At 52.7% G+C, this 19882-nt stretch carries 18 protein-coding genes; 3 read left to right on the top strand and 15 right to left on the bottom strand.

What is annotated here, in order from left to right:
- Nucleotides 1–4 precede the first annotated feature (4 nt).
- The 4 genes from dnaJ to hrcA all read right to left on the bottom strand — a co-directional run bounded on the left by dnaJ (nucleotide 5) and on the right by hrcA (nucleotide 4686).
- A complete protein-coding gene (dnaJ, locus tag EVJ24_RS04735; protein WP_131439963.1) occupies nucleotides 5–1111 on the bottom strand; it encodes a molecular chaperone DnaJ in 1107 nt (368 codons plus the stop codon).
- A gap of 109 nt (nucleotides 1112–1220) precedes the next feature.
- Complete coding sequence (gene dnaK, locus EVJ24_RS04740) at nucleotides 1221–3044, bottom strand: molecular chaperone DnaK (protein WP_131439965.1); 1824 nt, start codon at nucleotides 3042–3044, stop codon at nucleotides 1221–1223.
- Nucleotides 3045–3073: 29 nt separating this feature from the next.
- Nucleotides 3074–3646 (bottom strand): nucleotide exchange factor GrpE, encoded by a 573-nt coding sequence (grpE, locus tag EVJ24_RS04745; RefSeq protein WP_131439967.1) that lies wholly within the window; start codon nucleotides 3644–3646, stop codon nucleotides 3074–3076.
- Between the two features lie 17 nt (nucleotides 3647–3663).
- On the bottom strand, nucleotides 3664–4686 hold the full coding sequence (gene hrcA / locus EVJ24_RS04750; RefSeq protein WP_070326978.1) for a heat-inducible transcriptional repressor HrcA: 1023 nt from the start codon (nucleotides 4684–4686) through the stop codon (nucleotides 3664–3666).
- 192 nt (nucleotides 4687–4878) lie between these two features.
- Here hrcA and EVJ24_RS04755 point away from each other — a divergent pair, with 192 nt between their 5' ends.
- On the top strand, nucleotides 4879–5484 hold the full coding sequence (locus EVJ24_RS04755) for a DUF1054 domain-containing protein (protein ID WP_070326977.1): 606 nt from the start codon (nucleotides 4879–4881) through the stop codon (nucleotides 5482–5484).
- A gap of 37 nt (nucleotides 5485–5521) precedes the next feature.
- Here EVJ24_RS04755 and hemW read toward each other — a convergent pair whose 3' ends face one another.
- The 5 genes from hemW to lepA form a co-directional block, all read right to left on the bottom strand.
- Complete coding sequence (gene hemW, locus EVJ24_RS04760; protein WP_131439969.1) at nucleotides 5522–6676, bottom strand: radical SAM family heme chaperone HemW; 1155 nt, start codon at nucleotides 6674–6676, stop codon at nucleotides 5522–5524.
- A 66-nt stretch (nucleotides 6677–6742) separates the two neighbouring features.
- Nucleotides 6743–7927, bottom strand: coding sequence for a DUF1015 domain-containing protein (locus EVJ24_RS04765; protein WP_131439971.1), 1185 nt, complete (start codon nucleotides 7925–7927; stop codon nucleotides 6743–6745).
- Between the two features lie 12 nt (nucleotides 7928–7939).
- Nucleotides 7940–9103, bottom strand: coding sequence for a phosphoglycerate dehydrogenase (locus EVJ24_RS04770; RefSeq protein WP_070326974.1), 1164 nt, complete (start codon nucleotides 9101–9103; stop codon nucleotides 7940–7942).
- Nucleotides 9081–10157, bottom strand: a complete 1077-nt coding sequence (gene serC, locus EVJ24_RS04775) for a 3-phosphoserine/phosphohydroxythreonine transaminase (RefSeq protein ID WP_131439973.1) — start codon at nucleotides 10155–10157, stop codon at nucleotides 9081–9083. Before serC ends, EVJ24_RS04770 begins: the two co-directional genes overlap by 23 nt.
- A 107-nt stretch (nucleotides 10158–10264) precedes the next feature.
- Nucleotides 10265–12088 (bottom strand): translation elongation factor 4, encoded by a 1824-nt coding sequence (gene lepA, locus EVJ24_RS04780; protein ID WP_070326972.1) that lies wholly within the window; start codon nucleotides 12086–12088, stop codon nucleotides 10265–10267.
- A gap of 219 nt (nucleotides 12089–12307) precedes the next feature.
- Here lepA and rpsT point away from each other — a divergent pair, with 219 nt between their 5' ends.
- Entirely contained in the window at nucleotides 12308–12568 is a 261-nt protein-coding gene (gene rpsT, locus EVJ24_RS04785; protein ID WP_034778152.1) for a 30S ribosomal protein S20, read from the top strand.
- A 30-nt stretch (nucleotides 12569–12598) separates the two neighbouring features.
- Here rpsT and EVJ24_RS04790 read toward each other — a convergent pair whose 3' ends face one another.
- Together EVJ24_RS04790 and holA are read right to left on the bottom strand one after the other, a co-directional pair.
- Nucleotides 12599–13030 (bottom strand): GNAT family N-acetyltransferase, encoded by a 432-nt coding sequence (locus tag EVJ24_RS04790; protein ID WP_131439975.1) that lies wholly within the window; start codon nucleotides 13028–13030, stop codon nucleotides 12599–12601.
- A gap of 9 nt (nucleotides 13031–13039) precedes the next feature.
- Complete coding sequence (holA, locus tag EVJ24_RS04795; protein WP_233589589.1) at nucleotides 13040–14050, bottom strand: DNA polymerase III subunit delta; 1011 nt, start codon at nucleotides 14048–14050, stop codon at nucleotides 13040–13042.
- A 90-nt stretch (nucleotides 14051–14140) separates the two neighbouring features.
- Between holA and EVJ24_RS04800 the strand changes: the two genes are divergently transcribed.
- Nucleotides 14141–14305 (top strand): YqzM family protein, encoded by a 165-nt coding sequence (locus EVJ24_RS04800; RefSeq protein WP_016508105.1) that lies wholly within the window; start codon nucleotides 14141–14143, stop codon nucleotides 14303–14305.
- 53 nt (nucleotides 14306–14358) lie between these two features.
- Here EVJ24_RS04800 and EVJ24_RS04805 read toward each other — a convergent pair whose 3' ends face one another.
- The 4 genes from EVJ24_RS04805 to EVJ24_RS04820 all read right to left on the bottom strand — a co-directional run bounded on the left by EVJ24_RS04805 (nucleotide 14359) and on the right by EVJ24_RS04820 (nucleotide 19836).
- Nucleotides 14359–16491, bottom strand: coding sequence for a DNA internalization-related competence protein ComEC/Rec2 (locus EVJ24_RS04805; protein WP_161568732.1), 2133 nt, complete (start codon nucleotides 16489–16491; stop codon nucleotides 14359–14361).
- Between the two features lies 1 nt (nucleotide 16492).
- A complete protein-coding gene (locus tag EVJ24_RS04810) occupies nucleotides 16493–17044 on the bottom strand; it encodes a helix-hairpin-helix domain-containing protein (protein WP_131439979.1) in 552 nt (183 codons plus the stop codon).
- 180 nt (nucleotides 17045–17224) lie between these two features.
- Nucleotides 17225–18868, bottom strand: a complete 1644-nt coding sequence (locus EVJ24_RS04815) for a methyl-accepting chemotaxis protein (RefSeq protein WP_131439981.1) — start codon at nucleotides 18866–18868, stop codon at nucleotides 17225–17227.
- Nucleotides 18865–19836, bottom strand: a complete 972-nt coding sequence (locus tag EVJ24_RS04820) for a BMP family lipoprotein (RefSeq protein ID WP_131439983.1) — start codon at nucleotides 19834–19836, stop codon at nucleotides 18865–18867. The genes EVJ24_RS04815 and EVJ24_RS04820 overlap by 4 nt, the downstream gene beginning before the upstream one ends.
- Nucleotides 19837–19882 lie beyond the last annotated feature (46 nt).

Here is a 19882-nt window from a genome sequence, read left to right on the forward strand (position 1 = left end):
CCTTTTACTGGCTAAAAAACTTTTTCATCTTTTGGAAGAGGCCGTGCTGTTCTTCCACGCCTGCTTCTCCGCTGATCTCTTCAAACTCGCGGAGCAATTCTTTTTGACGATCTGTCATGTTCGTCGGTGTCATGATGACGATATTGACGTACTGGTCGCCGTTGCCGCCCCCGCGAACGCTCGGCATCCCTTTTCCACGCAAACGGAATTTCGATCCGGTCTGTGTTCCGGCTGGTACTTTCAAACTGACCTTGCCGTGCACGGTCGGGACTTCGAGTTCGGCGCCGAGTGCTGCTTGCGCGAACGTGACCGGCATCTCCATCGAGATGTGCTGGTCGACACGCTCGAAGATTTCGTGCGCCCGAACGCGGACAACGATGTAAAGATCGCCAGCCGGGCCACCGTTAGCGCCAGGACCACCTTTACCGGACATGCGGATCTGTTGGCCGTTATCGATACCGGCAGGAATTTTGACTTCGACTTGCTGTGTCTTCTTGACGTGACCAGAGCCATGGCACGTCGTACATTTCTCTTTGATCGTCTTGCCTGTTCCATGACATTGGCTACACGTCCGCTGATTCACCATGCGACCGAGCACCGTGTTCTGTTCGACCGTTTCGACACCGCTACCGCCACAACGGCCGCACGTCTCTGGTTTCGTACCCGGCTTGGCACCGCTACCCATACACGTGTCACATTCGACTTCGATCTCAAGGTCGATCGTTTCCGTCTTACCGGTCACGCTCTCCATGAAGTCGAGGTCGACGACGTATTGATAATCTTCTCCGCGTCGCGGTGCGTTCGGGTCTTGACGACGTCCGCCGCCGCCGAAGAACATGTCGAAGATGTCGCCGAATCCGCCTTGGAAGTCACCGCCGCCTCCGAACTGGCTCGCTCCTTCAAATCCGAAGCGGTCATATTGAGCCCGTTTTTGCTCGTCTGACAGCACTTCATACGCCTCGCCGAGCTCTTTAAATTTATCGGCCGCATCCGGCTCTTGGTTGATGTCTGGATGATATTCCCGTGCCAATTTGCGATAGGCACGTTTGATGTCTTGCGCCGAGGCCGATTTGTCTAGGCCAAGCACTTCATAATAATCTCGTTTCGCCACGTTACTCTCTCCTCTTTACTGTTTCAAGTTCGATTTTACCGATTCTACCTTAACATGGAAAGAGCCAAAGCAGAAACCTGCTTTGGCGCCATCCAATCTATCGGTTGCCTTATTTACGATCGTCGAGATCTTCAAACTCTGCGTCGACGACGTTATCGTCTTTCGCTTCTGTTTGTGTCTCAGCGCCTTCAGCACCTTGCTGTTCAGCCATGTTCGCATATACTTTTTGCGTCAATTCTTGTACGACTTCAGATAGCTCATCTTTCGCCATACGGATTGCTTCGAGGTCTGTACCTTCAAGTGCTGATTTTGCTTTTTCTTTCGCTGCTTCGGCTTTGTCTTTATCTGTTGCGTCGACTTTATCTCCAAGGTCTTTGATCGCCTTGTCCGTCGCGAAGACGAGTTGGTCCGTTTCGTTACGGAGCTCTGCTTCTTCTTTACGCTGCTTGTCTGCTTCCGCGTTCGCTTCCGCTTCTTTCACCATGCGCTCGATTTCAGCCTCGTCGATACCTGAAGACGACTGGATCGTGATCGACTGCTCTTTGTTCGTACCGAGGTCTTTCGCCGATACGTGAACGATTCCGTTCGCATCGATGTCGAACTTGACTTCGACTTGTGGTACACCGCGTGGTGCCGGCGGGATGTCCGTCAACTGGAAACGACCGAGCGTCTTGTTGTCAGGCGCCATCGGGCGTTCCCCTTGCAAGACGTGGATGTCAACGGCTGGCTGGTTGTCTGCTGCTGTCGAGAAGACTTGTGATTTCGATGTCGGAATCGTCGTGTTGCGATCGATCAACTTCGTCATCACGCCACCCATCGTCTCGATACCGAGCGAAAGCGGAGTCACGTCGAGAAGGACGACGTCTTTCACGTCACCGGCAAGGACACCGCCTTGGATCGCTGCACCGAGGGCAACGACTTCGTCCGGGTTAACGCCTTTGAACGGCTCTTTCTTCGTGAAATCGTGAATCGCTTTTTGGACCGCAGGGATACGTGTCGAACCACCGACGAGGATGATCTTGTCGAGGTCAGACGGCGTGAGGCCTGAGTCTTTCAACGCGCGGCGAGTTGGTTCCATCGTGCGCTCGACGAGGTCTGCTGTCAATTCATCGAATTTCGCACGTGTGAGTGTTGTTTCAAGGTGAAGCGGGCCAGCTGCTCCTGCTGTGATGAACGGGAGGCTGATGTGCGCGCTTGTCACGCCTGAAAGATCTTTCTTCGCTTTCTCGGCCGCATCTTTCAAACGTTGGAGCGCCATCTTGTCTTGCGCGAGGTCGATACCGTTCTCTTTTTTGAATTCAGATACGAGGTAATCGATGACTTTTTGGTCAAAGTCGTCTCCACCAAGTCGGTTGTCCCCTGCTGTCGCGACGACTTCAAACACACCGTCTCCGAGCTCGAGAATCGAGACGTCGAACGTACCGCCACCAAGGTCATAGATCAAGATCGTGTGGTCTTCACCTTTGTCGAGGCCGTAAGCGAGCGCCGCTGCCGTCGGCTCGTTAATGATCCGTTTGACATCGAGACCGGCAATTTTCCCAGCGTCTTTCGTCGCTTGACGCTCAGCGTCGTTAAAGTAGGCAGGAACTGTGATGACCGCTTCAGTTACTGACTCACCAAGGTAGTCTTCTGCATCTTTTTTAAGTTTTTGCAAAATGATGGCCGAAATTTCTTGTGGCGTGAATTTCTTACCGTCGACTTCGACCGTATGTGACGTTCCCATATGACGCTTGATCGATTGGATTGTGTTCGGGTTCGTGATTGCTTGACGCTTCGCGACTTCACCGACTTGACGCTCTTCCCCTTTGAATGCGACGACAGACGGTGTCGTACGGTTCCCTTCTGCGTTTGAGATGACGACCGCTTCGCCACCTTCCATAACTGCTACACAAGAGTTCGTTGTTCCTAAGTCAATTCCGATAATTTTAGCCATTGTCTATTCCTCCATCTAGTTAAGTAATTTTATTCTGAAACTTTTACCATGCTTGGACGAATGACGCGTCCGTGCAACGTGTACCCTTTTTGAAGCTCCAGCGTTACAATCCCAGACTCGAACTCATCGCTAGGTTCTTGCATGACCGCTTGATGATAATTCGGGTCGAACGGCTGACCGACCGCTTCGATCACTTCAACGTTCTCGGCGTTTAACACGTCGAGCAATTGACGGTGGATCATATCGACACCCGCTTGAATCTGTTTAGCGTCATCCGATGACGCTTCGACTTGAAGCGCACGCTCAAAGTTATCGATGAGCGGAATCAATTTCTCGATGACGGCTTGCGAAGCGAACTTGACGCGTTTCGCGTTCTCTTCGTTCGTTCGGCGGCGGAAGTTGTCAAAATCAGCACGAATCCGGAGCTCGCTCGCTTTGAGCGCTTCGATTTCTTGTTGCAAATCTGGTCCCTCAGAACTTTCTTCCACTATTTCAGCATTTGAAACCTCGTCAGCGTCCGCAGTCTCTGACTGCAACGCGTCGAAATCTTTCTCTTCGAGCACTTCTTCTTGGTCTGGCCCGTTTTGATTTTCAGTAGTCATATTGAGGCTCCTTTCGTTCACTCTTCTAGTTTCGTTCGCCTTAACGCTTCAATGATTTGTCCCATCATCCGCACCCCGTGTCGATAATCCATCCGGGTCGGACCGATCATCGCGATCGTCCCGAACGTCTTGCCGTCGAGCGTATAGTCCGAGGTGATGACGCTACAATTTTGAAGCGCAAGGATCCCATTCTCGCTCCCAATGCTCACATAAATCTCGCGATTTGGCAACGATTCGAGCCAGTCGGTCAACCGTTCTTGCTCGTCGATCCACTCTAGGAACGGACGTAACGTATCGAGCGTTTGAAACTCGGGTTGGTTGAAAATGTTTTTCTTCCCACCAAGATACAGCGAGGTCGGATGATGTACCCCGACGGTCGCTTGAATGAGTTGCATCATCGACTCATATTGTTGTTGATGAGCGAGGCGAAGGTTTGACACTTCTTCTCCGATACGGAACTTCAGTTGACCGAGCGGAGTTCCTTTTAGACGATCGTTTAAAAATCGGATTGTTTGTTCGACCATATCCGGCGCCATCGGCGATTCGAACACGACCGTTCGATGTTCGACGTGCCCTTGATCAGTTACGATCAAGACGACACCGCGCCGTTCATCGAGCGGCATCAAATCGATCCGTGCTAGCCGGTTCATCTGACTGCTCGGGCCGAGCGCTACCGTCGTATAATTGGTCAAGTCAGAGAGTAGGTCAGCGGCTTGACGAATGAGGACTTCTGACTCTTGGGCGGACGCTCGCAAGCGTTCCCCGAGCCGATATGTTTCCCGCTCGTCGATGAGTTTCGTCTCGACAAGGTGATCGACGTAATAACGATACCCGACTTCAGACGGGATTCGCCCTGCTGAAGTGTGCGGTTTTTCGATCAAGCCCATGTCTTCTAAATCCGCCATGTCGTTTCGGATCGTCGCCGAACTGAACGACAAGTCATCCCGTTTCGAAAGCGTCCGTGAACCGACGGGCTGGGCTGTCTGAATGTAATCATCAATGATCGCTCGTAAAATGAGCAATTGTCTCTCTGTCAGCACAACATCACTCCTCTCTGAAGGATTGGCCTCACTTTTATTAGCACTCATATTTACTGAGTGCTAATCACACTTCAAATATTATCATGTTCTCCTTATTTGTCAATTCAAATGCATCATTTTTTCCATCGATTGAAAGTCATTCGAAATGCATCTTCCGCGCACTTTCGGTATGATACGAATTGAGGTGATCATATGTTTACAACTAAACAATTTAACGTGTTTACGCAAGACGGGCTCGACGCCCGCATGTCAGGTATTCGCGCGGACATTCAACCGCTGTTCCATCGCATCTATGACGAGGTCGGTCCGCAACTCGAAGCCGACGTCGGCATCCCGCTCTATCTCCACGTCGCCAAGCACGCCCGCCGGACGGTCAATCCGCCGAAAGATACGTGGATGGCGATCTGTCACGATAAACGTGGCTATAAGAAACATCCGCATTTCCAAGTCGGTCTGTTCGACGACCGTGTCTTCGTCTGGCTTGCCTTCATCTATGAGATGCCGAACAAAGAAGCAATCGGCAAACGACTCATGACAATCGACTTTAAACATGAATTTCCCGACTTCCATCTTGCCGGCGATCATATGAAAAAAGAGGCGTTCTTGATCGAAGAGACGTCCTCTGCGTCAATCGATGCCATCGTCGAGCGCTTCGCGACCGTCAAAAAAGCCGACTTCTTGATCGGTCGTCAACTTTCGGCCGATGCCTCGATCCTCCAAAACGAAGCGGCGTTCCTCGCCCTTGTCGAGGACACGTTCGGACGGCTCATGCCGATCTACCGCGAGCTCGTTCTCTAACTAAAACAGGCGAATCCGACATCGGATTCGCCTGTTTTTATGTTGTCACATCATTTAATCGTGCCTCACCGATGAATGCCGCGAACGCCTCGTTGGCGAGCGGGAGTCCCGACTCGGTCAACCGGACGTGCGTGTCCGTCGTTTCAATCAACTGTTTCGCTTTCAGTTCGGACAAGACATGCCCGAACACCGACTCCATCGAGACACCGTACTTCGTTTCGAACGTCTCGAACGACACACCGCTGCGCATCCGGAGTCCGAGAAACAACTCTTCTTCCATCCGCTCGAACGTCTCGAGTGTCGTCGTACTTCGAACCGGTAAACCTTCCGCCTTGATATAGTGCGGGATCGGCGCGACGTTCGCCCGGCGCTCGCCGTTCAAGTAACTGTGAGCCCCGGCTCCGAAGCCGTAATACTCCTCGTTCCGCCAATACACTTGGTTGTGACGGCTCTCCCGTCCCTCGACACTGTAGTTCGAGATCTCGTACTGCTTGAGCCCACGGCGTTCGAGCGTCTCCATGACTTTCAAGTACATGGCGACTTCGATGTCCTCACCCGGCAGACGAAGCTTGCCTTTGCGGTCTTGGATCGCGAAGACGGTGTGCGGTTCGAGGATCAAGGAATAGGACGAGACGTGTTGGATCGGCAGTTTGAACGCCAAGTCGAGGTCCCGTTCGATCTGTTCGAGCGTCTGCTCCGGTAGTCCGAACATGAGGTCGATCGAGATGTTGTCGAACCGTTTCGCCGCTTCCGTCACCGTCGCGAACACGTCATCCGCCCGATGCGTCCGCCCGATCCGTTCAAGCCCGCCGTCGTCGAACGTCTGGACGCCGAAACTGACGCGGTTGACACCGCCTCGTTTCATCGTATCGAGCTTTTCGGCGCTCACAAAGTTCGGATTCGCCTCGACCGAGTATTCTATATTCTTTGTAGCGAGCGGGAGCAAGTGCCGCTCGACCATGTCCATGAGACGTTTCATCTGCACCTCATCGAGCGCGGTCGGCGTTCCTCCGCCGATAAAGATCGTCTCGATCTCATTTGTCGGATATTGTTCAAGCGATAGGACGATCTCTCGTTCTAACGCATCTAAATAGTCATCAACCGGTTGGTTCTTTAAGAACACCTTGTTGAAATCGCAGTAATAACAAATATGTTCACAAAATGGAATGTGAAGATATACGGCTTTAGCCATGGCGGCCACCCCTTTCTTCTCCTTCCATTTATAACGCTTTTTACGTCTTCACGCCACTGTCTGCATTCAATCGAAACGATGGATGAACAATCCGCTCTTCAGTTTCGGATCGAACCAAGTCGATTTCGGTGGCATCTGTCCGGATTCATCGGCGACCTGCATCAACTCTCCCATCGCCGTGGCGTGACATGTCAACACGACGACATCCGGTCGCTCGGCCAACCGTTCTAGTTGTAAGGCGGCGTCTGAGCCGCCGACGAAGTCAATCCGTTTATCGGTCCGGACATCGTCCACTCGGAAGTACGGTTCGAGAATATCCCGTTGTAGCGTGGCGACGTCGAGAGCCGTGGTCGACTGTCGTTTCGTCAACTCATACTGTTTGCCACGGTAAGACAATCCGAACGAACCGCGCGCTTGCGGAACGATGAGGCCGTCAGTCGACAGCACTTCGTACGAGAACGAAATCCCGTCCAATAAAGCCGCGACTTCTTCAGGCGTAACATCGGTCAACAGGCGATGGTACGGCAAGATTGTCAACTCGTCGCTCGGGAAGAGCACGCCTAAAAAGTGATCGCGTTCTAGTTTCGATTCACCTTCAGGCAGTTCTCGCGCCGCGACGACAGCCGCCGCTTTGGCCCGATGATGCCCGTCGGCGATATAGATGGACGGGATCGTCGCCCCAATCATAATGACACGCGCCTGATCATTCGGCGGCACCGCATAGCCTTCGTGCAAGACACCTTGACTGTCCGTGAAGGAAAATAGAGGTCGTTCGTTCGTGGCGGCTTCAAGGATACGCCGTAACGCCTCGTCCGGCTTATGGCTCAGTAAAATCGGTCCGGTGTGCGCTTTCGTCGCCGCCACATGTTCGACCCGTTCCCGCTCTTTCACTTCTCGTGTATGTTCATGGATCTTGATGCGGCCCGCCTCATAATCCGCGACCGAAAACGTCGCCACGAGACCGGTTTGACGCCGCCCTTGATTCGTCAGCCGATAGACGTAAAAGCCGTTTGCCTGTTCCTTCAGTTCAGTCGCGTACAACCGTTCCAACTCGGCCCTCGCACGACGCCCCCACGCTTCGAGTGACAGGTCAGCGACAAACAGTTCTGGCTTATCGACTGAGAGAAATGAGTTCGGACGTCGCTCGACGTCTCCTCGTGCCTGTTCGACGTTCACGACGTCGTACGGGTCAGCCGCCACAGCTTCAGGATGGGTCGGCATATACGGTTTAAACGGTTTAAATATGACCATATTGATCCCTCCTTAAAATTCACGGACGCGCATGACGCCCTCGATGTCGTATAAAGCATGCACGGACAGTTCTTCTTGTTTATGGTTATCGATGTCGATCATCGTGTAGGCCACATCGTTCCGGCTGCGATTCACCATGTTATCGATGTTGATCCCGTTCTCGGCGAGCCGGCTCGCGATTTGACCGACCATGTTCGGGACGTTCAAGTGCAGCACCGCCAATCGTCGCTTACCGACGTAAGGAAGTTCAGTGTCCGGGAAGTTAGCGGAATTCCGGATGTTTCCGGTCTCTAAATATAGTTTCAGCGTATCGACGGCTTGAATCGCGCAATTCACTTCGGATTCCCGTGTCGAAGCCCCAAGATGCGGAAAAGCGACGACTTGCGGATGGCCGAGCAACGCCTGTTGCGGGAAGTCTGTAATGTACGTCGCCACTTTATCTTGTAACGCCTCAATCAAATCAGCGTCGTTCACGAGCTCGCCGCGGGCGAAGTTCAATAACGTCACCCCGGGCTTCATCCGTTTGAACCAACTAGCGTCGATCAAGTTGCGTGTGTCGTCCGTCAGCGGCATATGGATTGAGAGCAAATCGACGTCTCTAAGCAAGTCGTCTAAATGCTTGGCTCGTTTTACTTGCTTCGATACGTTCCACGCCCCATCGACCGATAAATGCGGGTCGTACCCGACGACGTCGACACCGAGCTGGAGCAGGTCGTTCGCGAGCGACGCCCCGATCGCGCCGAGGCCGACGATGCCGACCTTCTTGCCTCGTAATTCAGAACCGACGAAACGGCGCTTCTCGTCTTCCATCGCCCGCTCAAGTAACGCTTGGCTTGGGAACGTTTGCTCATTCACCCAACGCGCGCCTTCAAGGATCGGTCGGACCGATAAAAGCATGCTCGCGAGTACGAGTTCTTTGACCGCGTTCGCGTTCGCCCCTGGTGTATGGAACACGACGACGCCTTGACGCGCCAAGCGCTCAAGCGGGATGTTGTTCACCCCAGCCCCGGCCCGGGCGATCGCGAGCAAGTACGGGGGAATCTCGGCGTCGTGAACGTCATGGCTCCGAATGACCCAGGCATCAGCCTGCTCCACTGCGTTGACGGCGTATTCTCTCGGCTCAAAACGCTCTAGCCCGGCTGATGCGATTTGATTATATGTTTTGATGTGGAACATCGTATCCCTCCTGTTCAAATGCTTGCATCACTTCGACTAGACGAACGACTCCTTCGAGCGGCATCGCGTTGTAAAGACTGGCTCGCAGCCCTCCGACCGAGCGGTGGCCACCAAGTTCGATCAATCCACGTTCCTCGGCAAACTGTTGAAACGCTTGATCCGTCTCGTCCCGTCCCGTCGTGAACGGAATATTCGTCAATGAACGGATATCTCCCGTGACGAGCGACCGGAACAACGTTGAGCCGTCTAAATAAGCATACAATCGCGCGCTCTTCTCACGGTTGCGCCGTTCCATCTCGGCGACGCCACCCGTCCGTTCGACCCAGGCGAGAACCCGTTCGGCGACATACATGCTAAACGTCGCCGGTGTGTTCAAAACGGTGTCGGTGTGACGGGCGTAGTTCAAATAACTTGGCAAATCGCGGTCGACAATCAAGTCGCGACGAATGATGACGACGCTTAACCCGGCCGGTCCGATATTTTTTTGGGCGCCTGCGTACAGCAGACCGTAGCGGCTCACGTCAATCGATTCCGCCAAAATATTGGAGGACACGTCCGCGACGAGCGGGATGCCTGTATCCGGAAGCGTCGTATAACGTGTCCCTTCGATTGTATTGTTCAACGTCAAATGGAGATAATCGGCGGTCTCGCCATCCCCTTCATAGTCAGGCAGTTCCCGATAGTTCGAACTCGCCGAACTGCCGACGACGGCGACGTCCCCATAGTGGCGGGCATCAGCGATCGCTTTTTTCGACCACGTGCCGCTGTCGAGATAAGCGAAACGCCCTGTCGTACGCAAGTTCATCGGAATCATCGAGAACTGGAGCGTCGCCCCGCCTTGCAGCCAAAGGACGGCGTAATCGTCTGAGATGTCCATCAACCTCCGCAGCCTCGCTTCGAGCGCCTCGGCAATCGCAATGAAGCGCTCCGAACGGTGGCTCATCTCGACGATCGAGACACCCGTCTCTTGATAAGACAGAAACTCGTCTTGCACTTCTTGTAGTACCGATTTTGGCAAAACGCTCGGCCCTGCTGAAAAATTATAGACGGTCACCGCTACTCCTCCTCTATTTTTCTGTAAGTGGGTACTATTCCGTACCGGACGTAACGAATCCTGCCAAATGAAAAAAATCGCCCTTATCCATGGATAAGGGCGACCACTCATTCTTCGTCCATCGACAAGACGGACATGAACGCTTCTTGCGGCACTTCGACGGATCCAACCATCTTCATGCGTTTTTTACCTTCTTTTTGTTTCTCGAGAAGTTTACGTTTCCGCGAGATGTCGCCGCCGTAACATTTGGCAAGGACGTTTTTACGCAACGCCTTGATCGTCGACCGGGCGACAATTTTCGTGCTGACCGCTGCTTGGATCGGCACTTCGAACTGCATCCGTGGGATGAGCGCCTTTAATTTTTCAACGATGACTTTCCCACGTTCGTAGGCAAAGTCGCGGTGAACGATAAAGCTGAGCGCATCGACGAGCTCGTTGTTGAGGAGAATATCCATCTTGACGAGGCGTGACGGACGATACCCGATCAAATCATAGTCAAGTGAGGCATAGCCTTTCGTACTTGATTTCAATTGATCAAAGAAGTCGTAGACGATTTCACTGAGCGGAATATCGTACGTGATTTTAACACGAGTCGTATCGATGTACTCCATATCGATAAAACTGCCACGTTTCTTCTGACAAAGTTCCATGATCGAGCCGACGTAATCGTTCGGTGTCATGATCGCCGCTTTGACGTATGGCTCTTCGATCAATTCAACTTTTTGTTGCTCAGGCATCTTCGACGGGTTATCGACGTGGATGACGTCTCCTGACGTCGTCGTGACGTGATAGATAACCGACGGTGCCGTCGTGATCAAGTCGATTCCAAACTCGCGCTCGATCCGCTCTTGAATGATTTCCATATGAAGCATGCCGAGGAATCCGCTACGGAAACCAAATCCGAGCGCTTGTGACGTCTCGGGCTCGAACTCGAGTGCCGCATCAGATAACTGGAGCCGCTCAAGCGCTTCACGTAAATCGTTATACTTGGCCGCATCAATCGGATAAAGACCGCAGTATACCATCGGGTTCATCTTACGGTAACCAGGAAGTTGCTCGGTCGATGGGTTTTTAGCAAGCGTGATCGTATCACCGACACGAACGTCGCCAACCGTTTTAATCGATGCCGAGAGCGTACCAACGTCTCCGACATTCAACTCTTTCACAGATAACGGTTTAGGTGTCGAGACACCAAGATCCGTCACTTCGAACGATTTACCGGTAGACATCATTTGAACTTTATCCCCGACTTTGACCGAACCGTTGACGACTCGGATCGAGGCGACGACGCCACGATACGCATCGTAATACGAGTCGAAGATCAAAGCCTGAAGCGGTGCTGACGGATCTCCCGTCGGCGGCGGCACAAGCTCTACGATCTGTTCAAGAATTTCTTCAATCCCGATTCCCGCCTTGGCAGAAGCCGGCACCGCATCACTGGCGTCCAGTCCAATCACGTCCTCGATCTCTTGACGGACGCGTTCGACGTCAGCCGACGGTAAGTCGATCTTGTTGATGACCGGGATGATCTCGAGGTCGTTGTCGAGTGCGAGGTAGACGTTTGCGAGCGTCTGCGCCTCGATCCCTTGGGCAGCATCAACGACGAGGACCGCACCTTCACACGCTGCGAGTGAGCGCGAGACTTCATACGTGAAGTCGACGTGTCCAGGCGTGTCGATCAAATGAAGGATGTACTCAACTCCATCTTTTGCGGTATAGTTCAATTTAACAGCGTTCAATTTGATCGTGATGCCACGTTCTCGTTCGAGATCCATCGCGTCAAGCGTCTGTTCTTTCATTTCACGCGCCGTAAGCGCACCAGTTCTCTCGAGAATCCGGTCAGCTAGCGTCGACTTACCATGATCGATGTGGGCGATGATGGAAAAGTTGCGAATCTTCTTCTGACGGTTCTCTAATTCTTGTTTGTTCATATATGGGTTCACCTATCCTTCTCATGCATACCGTGTCATTATATCAAAATCCTAAGTTAATGTGTACGACCTACTACAACAATACCACATATAGTTTTCAGAATAATCATCAAGTGGTTGCTTTTCGAATAACCGTTTGCTACAATTGTGCTTGTTCTGTTGAATGATTACTTGAAGTAATGAGAACATACACTTTCTTGTTTCAGGAGGTGAAATAACATGGCAAATATCAAATCAGCAATCAAACGTGCAAAAACTTCTGAAAAACGTCGCGTCGCTAACTCGCAAGAGAAAGCAGCAATGCGTACAGCAGTAAAACGTGTCGATACTCTCGTCGTCGAAGGAAACAAAGAAGCAGCTCAAGAAGCTTTCGTCCTCGCTACGAAGAAAATCGACAAAGCTGCAGCAAAAGGTCTCATCCACCAAAACAAAGCAGGTCGTGACAAATCACGTCTCGCAGCTCGTATCGCAGCTCTCTAATTAGAGAACAAACGAAACAGCCGCCTCCGTTCAGGAGCCGGCTGTTTTTTTGTATAGCATGACGTAATGTGTCCCGACCCCTTCGATTTCGAAGGGATCACCGACGATGACGAGGCCGTTTCGTTCATAAAACCGGACCGCGACCTCGCGAGCGTTACACCACCAAGAAGCGTTCAGTTCACGATGGACTGCCTGTAAGAAACGAGAGCCGACGCCCGTCCCGGCGACGTCCGGATCGGTGGCCATGCCGCGCAGTTGAAATTGAACTTGTTCGCCAGACAGCTCTCGGTCTTGTCGCATCACCGTCGCAATCGATAAGATACGCCCGTTTTCAGCCCAGGCGTAGTGACGGGTCGTCTCGGCGTCATCCCCGTCAAAATAACACGTCGAAACGGCTAAACCTGGACGCAGTACTTCATGCCGGAGCGGGATCACTTCTTCAAGCAACACTTGTTGCAACATACAACCACCTCACAGTAATGTTAATTGACAGACGAGCGTGTCAAACACGATCTGCTTGTCGCCCCGTCCTGTCTTCATCGCTTCGTCCGCATCGGCGATGAGCGTGAGCGCCTTGGCGAGCTGTGCCTCTGAAAAGTTACGGCTCGCTTGCGTCGCCAGTTTCACCGTATAAGGGTGGGCGCCAATTTTTGAGGCAATTTGCTTCTCGCCGTAACCTTTCTCGGTCAACTGCTTGGCGAGGTACATATTTCGATATTGACGAGCTAGCAGCGCCAAGAGACCGATCAGTTCTTGGCCTTGTTTTTCTAAATCACGGACGAGACGCAGCGCCAAATCGGCCCGTCTGCCCACCAAATACTCGGACAGTTGGAACACGTTGTCCTCTAGCGTCCGAGGCACGAGATCGTTGACGATTTCAAGCGGGATGTTGGCTCCGTCGCCAGCATAGAGCTGGAGCTTCTCCAGTTCCCGGACGAGCTTGCCCCAGTCGTCTTGACAAAGGAAGAGCAAGCGTTCGACCGTCGTCCGCTCCATCGACTGCCTGCGCCGGTTCAGCTCGTCATTGACGTAGCGCATGAGCTCGCTTTGGCTCGGCTTCTTCGCCTCGAGGACGATGGCTCGCTCTTTCAAGCGCTTGACGACTTTCTTCCGTTCATCGAGTTTTTCCGCTTCAACGATGAAGACGAGCACCGAATAAGGCGCCGGCTGCAACACGTACTCGGTCAACCGCTCGAGATTTTGCTTTTGTTTTTCTTTGGCACCGGTTAAAAATTGGGCCTGTTTGACGATGACGGTGCGGTAGTCACTAAAGAACGGTACCGTTTCAGCCTCGTCTAACGCTGTATCGAGTGACGTTTCATGTAAATCGAGCTGCATGACGTCAAATTTGTCGCCGGACGGACTGGCCGCCTTGACGATTTCTCGTTCCCACGTCTCGAGTAAGTACTTCTCTGTCCCGTACAGGACGTATACGTTCGACAACTTGCCGTTGTGCAACCACGGTTCATTCAAACCACACACCACTTTCACAATTTATTCTTATCTAAACATAGATTATCCTTCGTTGATTCGCTATACTTAGAACGGAACCATTTTAAGGAGGGACTCACTATGCATATTAACTCGGTTCGCCCGCAAAGCGAAAACCCGTTTGAGAACGACGTGCAGTGCAAACGTAACGATGCGATCGATTCAGCAATCGGCTTCATCGTCCCGTTCGGCTTTTTCTTCACGATTTTCGCAATCGGTGTTCTTATCAAATTTTTAAGTCTTTAAGTCGTAAAGCGATTGCCCCGGGGGAGCAATCGCTTTTTAGTTTATCATAGTTTTCACGGCCTGACTGCCCTTCTCACACTCCCCTGACACCGTCCCCGCTCACAGACGACCATCCCGTCCTCATCCGTCCGCAACAACCGCCTTCCCTGAATACGGGCGAGCGTGTCTGGATGAGGATGACCGTATCGATTGTTGGCGCCGACGCTGACGACCACAAACTCTGGATCGATGCGAGCGATCAAGTCAGCACCGGAAGACGTTTCGGCCCCGTGATGGCCTAGTTTGAACACATCGACGTCGACAGTCGGGATCAACCGCTCGTTCGCCTCCGGTAAATCACCCGTCAATAAATAGGACAAGTCTCCGACTTTCATAAAAACCGACACTGAATTTGCGTTCTCGTCCTCGCCCGCATCAACCGGTGTGACGACCCACATCCATGGATAAGGCCGCTCTCCTGCTTCTAACAACCGCACGTTCACGTCATACGGTTCGAGCTCGTCGACTAACGCCCGCCGCTTCGTTTCATCGGCCACTTCAGCCGCGATCCATACTTCCTCGACCGGAATCAGATCAAGCACGCCCGTCAGCCCACCGATATGGTCATGGTCAGCATGCGTCAGCAAAATGAAATCAAGTCGGGTCTCGCCTCGTTTCCATATGTAAGGGACGACGACATCGGCACCCGGGTCGAACGTCGACCGTTTCTGCTCGTCCGGATGTTGAAACACGCCGCCGACATCGATGACACCAGTGATACCGGCTTGCTCGACGACGATGGCGTCCCCTTGCCCGACGTCTAAAAACGTCACCCGCGGCTCTTCCGACCATTCTAACCAGACGTGCAGCGCAAGCAGCGAAACTGAAGCAATGACCCATCCAACCAAACGTCTCTTATCTAACAGAATCAATCCGATCCCGAGCAACACGAACAAATAGACCGCATGCCAAAATGTGATGTCGTGCAACGGGACCCACGGACGATACGTATGATGTATCTGAAACATCCCGTTCAACCCGTCGAGAATCGGATAGAGCGTCGGTTCGAACTGCGGCATCACATAAGTGACGAGCGCAAGCGGAAGGATCGCCCAGGAAATCAACAATCCGCCAATCACGTTGTACACCGGAGCAAAGATTGAGATGATCGGCTGGATTTGCCATAAAAAAATTAAACCGAACCATTGGGCATAAAGCGCTACGCTGAACAGATTTGTCCACATCGACCGTGTCAAAAGCAAAAACAAGGTCATACCGACTGTCAATTGAAACCCGAGATTCCACAGCAAGTACGGTTGAACGGCTAACAGGGCTGCCGCACACCAACTGAGCATACGAACCGGGTCGCGAATCGTCTGACCGAATATCGACAAGACGAGCACGACGTCAGCGACAAGCACGGCTCGTGCCACCGGCGGCGAAAAACCAGTCAGCCAACCGAATGCGGTCACACAGACGATCACGAGACCAAGTTTCATCTCCCGATGAAGCGGCAACGGACGAAACACCCATCTGAGCGCAAACACGAGCAAGGCGATGTGGGACCCGGAAATGACGAGCAAATGAAGCAGACCCGTCACGCGATAGGAGAACGATGTCTCCTCGTCGAGCAGACGGCTCTCGCCAAACAGTAACGCCTCCATGTAAAGCGCAACGTCCGGACGGTGCGTCGCTTCGATCCGTTCGAGCTGACGTTCTTTCCAGCGCAGCATACGCCCATTTAATCCGTCACTCGGTCGACATCGTTCGACATGGACGTCCTCCCCTTTAAAAGACAATCCAGCCCCTTGCGCCCATTTCGCCTCGTCAAAACCTCCCGTATTTCGAAGCGGTGAAAAAGGAATTGGTTCGAACGTGACGAGACACGTCTCACCCGGACGCCCGAGCTCGACGTCGCGCCCGATCAAGACCCCAGACATCCCGTTCGATTCACCATAGAGCCGAACCGATTGGCCGTTGTCACGTCGGCTCTCGATGGCAAAGACTGCATCCCCGGCTTCATGTACCGCCGGGTCAGAACTTTGTAACAGTACTAGGAAAACGAGTGAGATCGCACCGACATGTGTATAGACCGCTTGCCGACGCCACGTCAAGAGCATGGCTAGCCCGAACAAAAGCACGACACCAAAAGCCCCAGACTTCCAAGCAATGAATAGACCAATCGGGATCAATGGATAGATCGGCATATCACGGGACCAACAAATAGCCTTCCATGCTCTCGAGCGTTTTCTCACCGAACCCTTTGACATTCCCGAGCTCGTCGTACGATTTAAATGGGCCGTGTTCTTTCAAATAGTTCAAAATAGCGTCCGCTTTGGCCGGACCGATCCCGGGGACGGTCATCAACTCTTCTTTCGTCGCACTGTTGACGTGAATGCCGTTCGTCGTATCGGTTTCCGGCACTGCAACGGCCTCTCCTTGTTTCGGTACCATGATTTTCGTGCCGTCTACGAGCAATTGGGCTAAATTCAGCTGTTCAGGGTCAGCTTCGTCCGTCAACACGGCGAGAGACAAGACGTCCCCGACTCTAGCCCCTTGCGGCATCGTATACGTGTCGGGCGCTTCAACCGCTCCCGTGACATAGACGACAACTTCTGTCACCGGCACCGCCTCTGCTTCCTCCACCGTCGTAAACTCCTCGACCATCGTCTTTTCTGGCTCTTTCGAATAGAACATATAACCGACACCGACGAACAAGATGACGAGCAACGCGACGACATACCGTTTCCACTTCTCCATACCGTTCCCCCCACATAAACGAATGTCTCTTCATTAGTATGCGAGAAATAGCCGGCTCACGCTCAAGTCCTAGTTGTTAGATGCGGTCGCAATGCTTGATTGTTCACCCACGGATCGATGGCGTATCGGAACGCAAAAAAGAGACAAGCCGAAACTTGTCTCATTGCTCTTCAACTTGTCTCATTGCTCTTCAAAATGTTGAACTTGGCTCGCCAGTGAGGCGGCTTGTCCTTCTAGCTCTTGCATCAAGGCAAAGATTTGATCAAAGCTTGCCTGTTGCTCTTTCATCGAGGCGGCGACTTCTTCGTTACCGGCTGCTAATTCTTCAGTCACACCACTCACTTCTTCGACGCGTTTCAACACGTTCGTGACTTCACGGCTCGAAGCGACCATTTCTTGTTCGATCGTGCCCACGAATGAGGCCACGTGATCGGTCCGATCATGGATGCGTGTGAACGCTTGCTTCGTCAGTCCGAACGCTTGAAGTTGCGCCGTTTGCTCGTGGCTCGACTCTTCGACCATCTCTGTCAAATTGCCGACCTCGTCCCTAATCGTTTGGACGACCCCGAAGATTGAGCGCGTCGCCACATTACTCTCCTCAGCCAATTTCTTCACTTCACTCGCGACGACAGCAAAACCTCGCCCGGCCTCACCGGCTCGTGCGGCTTCAATCGCGGCGTTCAAGGCAAGTAAATTCGTTTGGGCGGCAACGTCTTCGACAAGTTTTGCCATCTTCTCGATTTCTTCTGTTTTTCTCGCGAACTGGTCCATCCGTTCGACGAGCGATTGATTCCGCTCGCTCGAGCGCCGTAGAATATGTTCTTGATCCGTCAACGTCTCGATTCCGGCCGCCACTTCACGTGTCATCTCGGTCGTCTCTTCGGTCGTTTGTTTCGTCTGGTTCAAGCTCGTCTCGAACGACGTCGCCATGATCCCGACCGACTCGAGCGTCTCTTGAAGTTCAGTCGCGATCGATTGGGCCCCGTTCGCCATCTCATCGACCGCGTTCGTGATGTTCGACGTCGTACTCACGACCGCTTCATTTTCAGCGGCGGCCGTCTCTGTCATCTCATTCACTTTAACAGACGTGACCCGGATCGAGCCGATCACGGTTTGAAGCGACGCCGTCATATCTCGCATGGCGCGTTCTAGTCGGCCGATCTCATCGCGTCGCGTTGAATCCGGCAACGTGATCAAGTGCCCGGCCGCGATCGCCTCGGCTGCTTTCACGTTCCGTTCGAGCGGGCGTGTGATTGAGCGGGCGAAGAAGAAGTTGTACAGGCTTAGCACCGTGATGACGAACACCGTCAACAAGATTGAGACGAGGAACAGGCGTTTCGTCTCGTCGGCCGCTTCTTTTTGCAACGCCTCGTAAAACGTTCCGTTTTTTAACAACAACGTGTTCACGTCGTTCAAGACCCCTTCTAGTTTCGCCGCTTGAATCCGGGCAGCAATACCGCCTGCTTGAGCCGTTTCAATATTTGCTTCAATACGCTCATATTTGGCTGTGGCTCGATCAAGGTGAGTTGAAAACTCATCGATCAAATAGGTTTGATTCATCTCTTGAAACGTCTCCGTGTTCGTGGCACGAATCCGCTCGAGCTGCGTCAGTGTCGATTGACTCATCTGTTCACCGAGCGACGTCCAAAGGGATTGTTCTTGCAAAAGTGACGTCTCGAGTTGAGATAACTCGATCATCTGGGTGCCGTATTGCTCATTGTACGTCTGCAACCGGTTCAACGTCGTCAATACATAACTCATCATCAAGACGATGAGTAAGACCGTGAATACGGTCGAGAAGATAAAGCGTTTGCGTAAAGTCATTGTAACGTCCCCTCCAGCAACCGTTTCTGAACCGCTTCAAACTGCTCTGTCTCTTCATCGGTCCATTGCACACGGCGCAGCGCTGCTAGCCCGATACCGCCCTCTTCGATTCCGAGTTCGATATGATCGTTGATTGCTTCTGTTTGAAGACTGTCCGCGATCTTGACGATGGCCAAGTCGACTTGCTTTAACATCGACGTGATGACCGCATCGGGTGCGATCATCGATTGATCGCTGTCGACTCCGATCGCCTTGATCCCGTTTCGTTCAGCCGTCTCGAGTACACCGACGCCGGTCAGACCAGCCGCAGCGTAAAGCACGTCTGCCCCTGCGGCAATCTGTTTTTCCGCCAATTTCCGTCCAATCTCAGGCGAGGCGAAATCATTCGCGTAGTCGACGAGCATTTCGACGTCCTCGTTCACGCTTTTCGCCCCTAACTCGAACCCGGTTCCAAATTTCTGGATCAACTCGTTGTCCACTCCTCCGATGAATCCGATTTTATCGGACTCGGTTTCAAGTCCCGCGACCGCACCCGCCAACGCGCTGCCTTCTGTCTCTTCGAACGTGACCGAGATGACGTTTGGTAACGTCGATACCGCGTCGACTAAGGCAAATTGTTGATCTGGGTGCTTTGAAGCCACCGTTTCTAGATCGGTTTGGCTCGCGAAACCGAGACCGACGACCACATCGTGTCCATCTTCGACCAATTGCTCAAATCCTGCTTTGTATGTTTCGGTCTCTTCCAATTCTCGATAATCGACGAACCAATCTCCCGTCTCTCGTAACTGCCCCATGCCACGCATCGCAGCGTCACTGAACGATTGGTCCCCGAGACCAACGTCAGACAAGACGACACCCATCGATTGGCGAGGTTCGACCGTCTGTTCGGGCTGATCAATGACAGACTGACACCCGGATAGCCAAACGATACAAGTCGTCAATGCGCCGATTATAATTGTTTTGTTCATAACATGTACTTCCTCTCTCTAATGGTCTGACATCTCATGTATCGTC

It is taken from the genome of Exiguobacterium sp. SH1S21 (genome assembly GCF_004337175.1).
Taxonomy (GTDB): Bacteria; Bacillota; Bacilli; order Exiguobacteriales; family Exiguobacteriaceae; genus Exiguobacterium; species Exiguobacterium aurantiacum_A.

Coding starts and splice junctions, on each gene's coding strand:
- EVJ24_RS04755 (WP_070326977.1), top strand. CDS start 4,879: ATGTTTACAACTAAACAATTTAACGTGTTTACGCAAGACGGGCTCGAC.
- EVJ24_RS04765 (WP_131439971.1), bottom strand. CDS start 7,927: ATGGTCATATTTAAACCGTTTAAACCGTATATGCCGACCCATCCTGAA.
- EVJ24_RS04820 (WP_131439983.1), bottom strand. CDS start 19,836: ATGAACAAAACAATTATAATCGGCGCATTGACGACTTGTATCGTTTGG.
- EVJ24_RS04810 (WP_131439979.1), bottom strand. CDS start 17,044: ATGGAGAAGTGGAAACGGTATGTCGTCGCGTTGCTCGTCATCTTGTTC.
- EVJ24_RS04790 (WP_131439975.1), bottom strand. CDS start 13,030: ATGTTGCAACAAGTGTTGCTTGAAGAAGTGATCCCGCTCCGGCATGAA.
- EVJ24_RS04805 (WP_161568732.1), bottom strand. CDS start 16,491: ATGCCGATCTATCCATTGATCCCGATTGGTCTATTCATTGCTTGGAAG.
- lepA (WP_070326972.1), bottom strand. CDS start 12,088: ATGAACAAACAAGAATTAGAGAACCGTCAGAAGAAGATTCGCAACTTT.
- EVJ24_RS04770 (WP_070326974.1), bottom strand. CDS start 9,103: ATGTTCCACATCAAAACATATAATCAAATCGCATCAGCCGGGCTAGAG.
- grpE (WP_131439967.1), bottom strand. CDS start 3,646: ATGACTACTGAAAATCAAAACGGGCCAGACCAAGAAGAAGTGCTCGAA.
- rpsT (WP_034778152.1), top strand. CDS start 12,308: ATGGCAAATATCAAATCAGCAATCAAACGTGCAAAAACTTCTGAAAAA.
- EVJ24_RS04800 (WP_016508105.1), top strand. CDS start 14,141: ATGCATATTAACTCGGTTCGCCCGCAAAGCGAAAACCCGTTTGAGAAC.
- dnaK (WP_131439965.1), bottom strand. CDS start 3,044: ATGGCTAAAATTATCGGAATTGACTTAGGAACAACGAACTCTTGTGTA.
- hemW (WP_131439969.1), bottom strand. CDS start 6,676: ATGGCTAAAGCCGTATATCTTCACATTCCATTTTGTGAACATATTTGT.
- EVJ24_RS04815 (WP_131439981.1), bottom strand. CDS start 18,868: ATGACTTTACGCAAACGCTTTATCTTCTCGACCGTATTCACGGTCTTA.